This window comes from Nostoc cf. edaphicum LEGE 07299 (assembly GCF_015207245.1).
In the GTDB taxonomy this organism is placed as follows: domain Bacteria; phylum Cyanobacteriota; class Cyanobacteriia; order Cyanobacteriales; family Nostocaceae; genus Nostoc; species Nostoc edaphicum_B.
Map to the genome: position 1 here is coordinate 1 of NZ_JADEXF010000196.1, position 6,612 is coordinate 6,612.

Here is a 6,612-nt window from a genome sequence, read left to right on the forward strand (position 1 = left end):
CCTATCTCCCTCATCTCCCCACTCTCTGCTCACCAGGACACTTACTTGTAAAGAATCATACGAAAAGTAATTATTACACATAGTAAGTAGTATACTTTTTTATAGCCATTAACTCGAAAAAAGCAAGTGAAAACAGGGGTAGCTAGCCATTTAATCAAGCTTGCCTCAGTCTACGAGGCATCCGAAAGCATCAAGGTTGTTCCTATCGTAGTTAATTTTAAATTTTTAAATTGGAAAAAGTTATCGACTGGTGCTGCAATGCGTCTTTTGTCTATGGCTCTGATTACGGGGCTTCTGAGTATTGCTGGAGAAGCTTTAGCACTTCAGAAAATAGGAAGTAATGGCCCTGAAGTTAGCAGAAACCAGAGATGTTTAAAGAAGTTAGGCTATTTTAACGGCCCAGTGACAGGTAAGTTTGCTAGCTTGACTCAAAATGCTGTAATCAAATTCCAGCAAGCTAATAGAATATCGGCTGATGGAGTTGTGGGTGCTAGTACTCAACGAGCCTTGCAACGAGCGTGTCAAAGTAGAAGTTCTAATAGAAATATCAGTGGAGCATCGCGATCAGCAGTTGGTCAATATCCTACTCTTTCTCAAGGCAAAACTGGTGCAGCCGTCACAAGATTACAACAGCGTCTACGGCAGTTAGGCTACTTTAATACTAATCCCACTGGGAATTTTGGACCAATTACTAAAGATGCTGTAATTGCATTCCAGCGAAGTTATCGCATAACTGCTAACGGGATTGTGAATCGACAAACTTGGAACGCACTAATGGGTTCCTCTCCGACTTCAGGAAGATCGAGTCTTTCCAGTCAACAAGTGAGAGAACTGCAAGTGCGTTTGCGGCAGCTAGGTTATTTAAATGCTGATGCCACTGGGAATGTTGGCCCGATGACTAGAGAAGCTGTAATTGCATTCCAGCGAAATAATGGACTACCTGTTGATGGCATTGCTAATGCCCAAGTTTTGGACTCAGTGCGTAGAGTCTCTACAGGTGGTATTCAACAACCAAGTAGAAATTATCTAACTGTAGGCGATCGCGGAGAAAATGTCAGAGTAGTTCAAGAGCGTTTGGCGCAGTTGGGTTTCTCTAATGCTAATCCTGATGGACTTTTCAACGATTACACCAGACAATCTGTGGTTGCCTTCCAGCAATATTCTCGAATTAATTCTACTGGAAATGTAGATTGGCAAACTTGGGAAGCATTGGGGTTAAATGGTTCAACTGGGGGCAATTATACTCAAAATAATGATTATGTATTAGCTGACACTAACCGCTATGCATTACCTCCTGCCAATGACTATGTAGTACCTGTTACCAATGGCAATACATTAGTTGCTAATAATCCTTACAGAGTAATAATTCCAATTTCTAGTAATGATACTCTGAGTAAAGTGCAACAATATATACCCAGCGCTGTCGCAGAGGAATCCAATTTAGGGGATTATGTGAATGCTGGAGCATTTAGCGATCGCGCCCAAGCAGAAACGCTAACCAAAAAGCTCCGCTCATTAGGTCTGGATGCACGGGTAAAATACAATTAAATTGACAAGCTCAACTGTGAACCTTCCTGAGTTTTATTGACTTCAATCCTGGCTTGGAAGGCTTCTTTGAGGTGGGGCATGTGGGTAACGGTGAGGATGCAGGCAAAATCGGAAGCGATCGCATTAATCGCGGCAATCAAGCGATCGCATCCTTCAGCATCTTGTGTACCAAAACCTTCATCCACAATCAACAATTGCAACGCCGCCCCCGCCCGTTGCGCTAATAATTTCGCCAAAGCTAAACGGATGGCAAAGTTAATTCTAAAGGCTTCCCCACCAGAGTAAGTTTCATAAGCTCGTGTTCCTCTAGAATCGGCGATTAAAATATCTAAGGTATCTATTAGCTTGGCATTTTTCTTGGTTGATTTAGCACTGCGCCCAGCTTTTTGAGTAATAAATTGTACATGAAATTGATTACCACTCAGCCGCGAAAGTAGTTGATTTGTCTCGGCTTCCAGTTGCGGTAACACATTCTCAATCATCAGTGCTTGGATACCATTTTTACCAAAAGCTTGCGCTAATTCCTGATAAACCCGATATTCCTGCTTGCAAGATTGTAATTGCTGCTGCTGTTGGTCATACTGAATTTGCAGCGTTTCGAGTTGATGCGCCAGCTGTTCTAAACGCCCCAACTTTGTAATTTGCTCATCGAGTTGCCGTCTGCGGATTGCTAACTGCTGCTCTAAAGCTTGAATTTGGGCAGATGGGTTAGCTGTTGCTTGTAGTTGCTGAATAATGCTTTCGATTTGGCTGCCGAGTTTTTGCCGCTCCGTAACTCTGGCGCTTCTAGACTCTTCTAACTCTTGCAACCTCGTCTGGAGTTGGGGATACTGCTGCTGGGCTGATAACAGTTGTTGATACCGCAAATGCCAAGATTGAGCTTTCTTTGCAGCCATACGCAGATTGTTGTGCTGCTCGGAACTGTAGCCAATTTCAGTAATGTGACGCTCAAGAGCCGCGATTTGTTTAGCACATTCAGAATCAATCTGATCCTGTTGGATTCTGGCTTGTAATTGGTCAATTTGGGATTGTAATTCTGGTTTTCTGGCTAATAGTTGCGCTTGTCGCTTAGTTGCATCTTTAATCTGCCCTTGTTTAATTTCTGCCCATCGCCACCGCTCAACTTCACTCCGGGCAAGGGCATGATCTTGCTCATTATAATTCACTTGTTGCAGATATTGGTCTAGTTGCCGGAGTTCAGCTTGTTTATCAGGAGCGTAATCACCAGCTTGGAGCGATCGCTCTAAATGCTGTTTTTCAGCAGCAATTTGTTGTAACTGTTGTTGCACATCAGTTGTCGCTTCTAACTGGGCTGCCAACTGTCCCCGTTGTTCGCGTAAACCATCATAACCTGCCAATTGTTGGGATATATCGCGATATTCCTGCCTCAATACCTGAATTTCTCGGTCAGACACAGCCATTTGTTCTCGCACTACCCAAAACTGCCCTTGAGTATCCTCTAACTCACTTTGGGTTTTTTCTACCACCCGACTCCAGTGATGTTCGTCTAAAGGACGTTCACATAATGGACAAAGTGCTTCAGGATTTTGCAGCATAAGCAATTTCTGCTCTAATTCTCCCAGCAGTTTTTCATAATCCCGTTGATGAGCTTGCAGACGTTCGATAAAGTGACGCCTTTCTTGCCCTTTTTCTTGGACTCGTTGCAGATAAACTCGCTTTTTCTCCAGTTCCTCAATCTGAATTGCCACATCCATCACCGCTTGTTGCAGTTGCGGTTGGCGACTGTGCTGGCGTTGCAATTGGTTCTCAGTACTTTGCAGTTGTTCGAGTCGCGCTACTAAACCAGCATGAGTGCGATCGAGTTGGCTTTGTAAAGTTGCTCGTTGTTGCAACAACGGAGTAACTTGCATTTGCAGTTGATCTAAACGAGCAACATGGTGACGGGCTGCGGTTAGCTGTGACAAAGCAACTTCGACTTCACCTGATTTAGTGAGAGTTTGTTGAATATCTCGCTCTTGCTGCTGTAAAGCTTCTAGCTGCGCTTGGGCTTGTTGCAGTTGCCGTTCAATTTCGTGAATTTGTTTGGTAAGCTGTTGTTGCTTTTGTTGGCGATTCTGTTGGGCGCGGGTGTATTCTTCAAATTTGACAGCAAAGGCTTCTTCTTGAGATTGTAGACTTTGATATTGGGCGTATCCAGCTTTAATCTCAGCTTCTTGGTGTAATATTTTTTCTAAATCTGATAGCTGAGAGCCAATTGCTGATTGTTCTTGTTGGAGGCGATCGCAATCTTGGGTAAGATTTTGGTATTGCTGCTTTATAAAATTAAGTTGTTGTTCCCAATTTTGGCGCTGGTGCTGGACAACTTGCAAACTTTGCAATTGAATATTATCAAAGGCTTGCACCTGTTGCAGTTGGTTGAGTTCGGCTTCTAACTCCACTCTTTGCGCTTGGGTGATTTCGCGTTGTTGCAGCTGAATTTTTATCGACTCCAAAGAACGCTCTAACTCTACTGCCTGGGCTTTGAACTGACGAGAAGATTCCTTTGCCCGTTCTTCCAAATCATCGTACTGATTGAGTTTCAACAACTCCGCTAAAATTTCTTTGCGTTCTGTGGGACGCTTGAGCATGAATTCATCTGCACGACCTTGACGTAAGTAGGCAGAATTAATAAATGTATCGTAATCAAGCTTGATGTGTTCTAAAATCAAATCCTGTGTTGCTCTTACCCCTTTGCCGGTGAGGGAGCGAAACCCAGATGGTATTTCTATTTGAAATTCAAGAACGCTAGTACCTCCCCGAATTCGGGTACGAATCACCCGATATTTTTGCTGGTTACTTTGGAAAGTAAAATCAACCCGAACTTCTTTTGCACCAGAATAGATGACATCATCTTCAACAGTGGCACGGCTTTCACCCCAAATTGCCCAAGTGATTGCTTCTAAAAGGGAGGATTTACCCGCACCATTGGAACCACAAATACAAGCCGTATGCAAACCACCAAAATCTAAAGTTGCATCACGGTAACTGAGGAAGTTTTTGAGGATAAGTTGTACTGGGATCATTCACGCTATAGCGCCACATCTACTTTTAATAATTAACAGTACAGATGCACTGTTTGTTAGTTTAGCTATCTAGATATCAGGTTTCTAGTCTTGAAGACATCAATTTTACAAAAATTAACAATATGATGAGTCAATTTTTCTTGTTCCATAAAGAACTTTTGCTATCTTCGGAGAAAAACGAAACTCATCTGGAGGCTTTTAGTTATTTCTTTGTGTTGACTGAGAGAAAAATATCAAAAGAAGAGTTGTAGGAGATTATTTTTGCTTGAATTCCCCAAGGTTATCTACTTTCCAGAAGCAGACTAGCTGGGAATTCTCTTAGCGGATCGCTTTTTGTGGATAATTCTAAAAAATTAAAACCCGCGATGGCGGGTTTCGTTTATATGGTTGTCCGAATTTTAGTCGCCAAAACATAATTTTAGTTTGGCTAGTCGCGATCGCCCTCTGGAATTTCGTTATTTGTATAAAGCACAGCACCCTGTATGCGGGAGTTATGGACGACTGTGTGCAACTTGCACAGGCTTTGGATCAAGTTAAAAACGTTGACTGCAAGGGGATTGGTGAAGTTTTGTAAAGGTGCAGAGAGGTTTTGAGTAAAACTTCCACCCCCAAACGTAGAAATAAGTACGTTTTCTTACCAATGATTCCGGATCGCTATAGTAATAGTATTGTAAAATTGTAGGGCTTTTGTTTACTAATTATATTAGCTATATTATTAAATTCATAGCTCTGTATATAGGACATTAGTGCTAATAGCAACGAGGATATTGTGTGTTTAGAGACCCGATAAAACAAAAAATTAAACGACTGCAACTAGGAGGAAAACCGAGAGTTTTAGATATTTTTGCTGGGTGTGGCGGTCTCTCTCTTGGGTTTCACAGTGCTGGCTTTGAGATTGTAGGAGCCGTAGAATGCGATCCTATAGCGGCTGAATCTCATGCGGTGAACTTCTACAAAAATATATCGGAAGAAATTTGGAAAGTACATACTACTAATCGGGATATTACTATTATTGAACCAGATCAATTAGTTAGTGAATTGCTCTTAGGTGACGAGGTATCAAATGCCATTGATGTAATTATTGGTGGCCCACCTTGTCAAGCTTTTGCAAGGGTGGGAAGATCAAAATTGAGAGAAGTAGCAGATCATCCCGAAGCCTTCCGGCAAGATCCCAGAGCCAATTTGTATTTAAGATATCTACACTATGTTAAATCCTTACGTCCCTTGGCTCTCCTGATGGAAAATGTGCCAGACGCTCTGAATTATGGAGGGCATAACATTGCTGAAGAGATGTGTGAAGCTCTTACCGAAAGTGGCTACACCTGTGGGTATACTCTCCTAAATGCAGTGTATTATGGTGTACCTCAGATGCGTGAAAGGATGTTTATGATTGCATACGCAAATGAACTCAAAACACAAGTTAGTTTTCCAAATCCAACTCACTGGATAGAACTTCCTAGAGGTTATGAAGGGTCAAGACAGGTGGCATTAAAACATCTTTCTGGTAAAAAGCAGAATAAAGTATCTATACAGTTAGATTTGTTAAATGCCAATAATTTCTCTTCATATATATCACCGCCACTTTCTCATCAGGGTTTAGAAAGAGCTATTAGTGCAAGTGAAGCTATAGGAGATTTACCTCCTATAACTTTACATCTTGAAGGCAAATTAAAACGTGGTGCTAAAAGATTTACCACATTAATTCCCTACTCTGAAAAGTTAGAACCTTCATCTTATGCTCTAAAACTCAGGCAATGGGAAGGTTTTGAGGGGAATGGTGGGGTAAAGGATCATATAATTCGCGCACTTTCGCAAAGAGATTTCGAGATATTTCATCGGATGTTACCAGGAGAGCAATATCCAGAAGCACATAAACACGCAATAGATATTTTGAATGAAAAGCTGGAGCAGTTGAAGCAATCTAATAGAAATGTTGAGTTTAGTAGTGTAGAATACGATACTTTAAAAAATAAAATTGTGCCTCCTTATGATCCATATAAATTTCCCAATAAATGGCGAAAAATGGACGCTGATAGGCCTG

General features: G+C 41.7%; 3 protein-coding genes. 2 read left to right on the forward strand and 1 reads right to left on the reverse strand.

All coding sequences use genetic code 11. From position 1 onward, the window contains the following. The first annotated feature begins 126 nt into the window (after positions 1-126). On the forward strand, positions 127-1,548 hold the full coding sequence (locus IQ229_RS07980) for a peptidoglycan-binding protein (protein ID WP_194042733.1): 1,422 nt from the start codon (positions 127-129) through the stop codon (positions 1,546-1,548). On the opposite strand, the gene sbcC is transcribed toward IQ229_RS07980, so the two are convergent. Next, complete coding sequence (sbcC, locus tag IQ229_RS07985; protein ID WP_194042735.1) at positions 1,545-4,571, reverse strand: exonuclease subunit SbcC; 3,027 nt, start codon at positions 4,569-4,571, stop codon at positions 1,545-1,547. The two genes, IQ229_RS07980 and sbcC, sit on opposite strands and share 4 nt — an antisense overlap. A 771-nt stretch (positions 4,572-5,342) precedes the next feature. Here sbcC and dcm point away from each other — a divergent pair. Then, positions 5,343-6,612, forward strand: a 1,270-nt coding sequence (dcm, locus tag IQ229_RS07990) for a DNA cytosine methyltransferase (RefSeq protein WP_194042737.1), incomplete at its 3' end; no start/stop codon positions are given.

What these genes read in the sequence shown, in the direction of transcription:
- sbcC (WP_194042735.1), bottom strand. Translation starts at nt 4,571, where the DNA reads ATGATCCCAGTACAACTTATCCTCAAAAACTTCCTCAGTTACCGTGAT.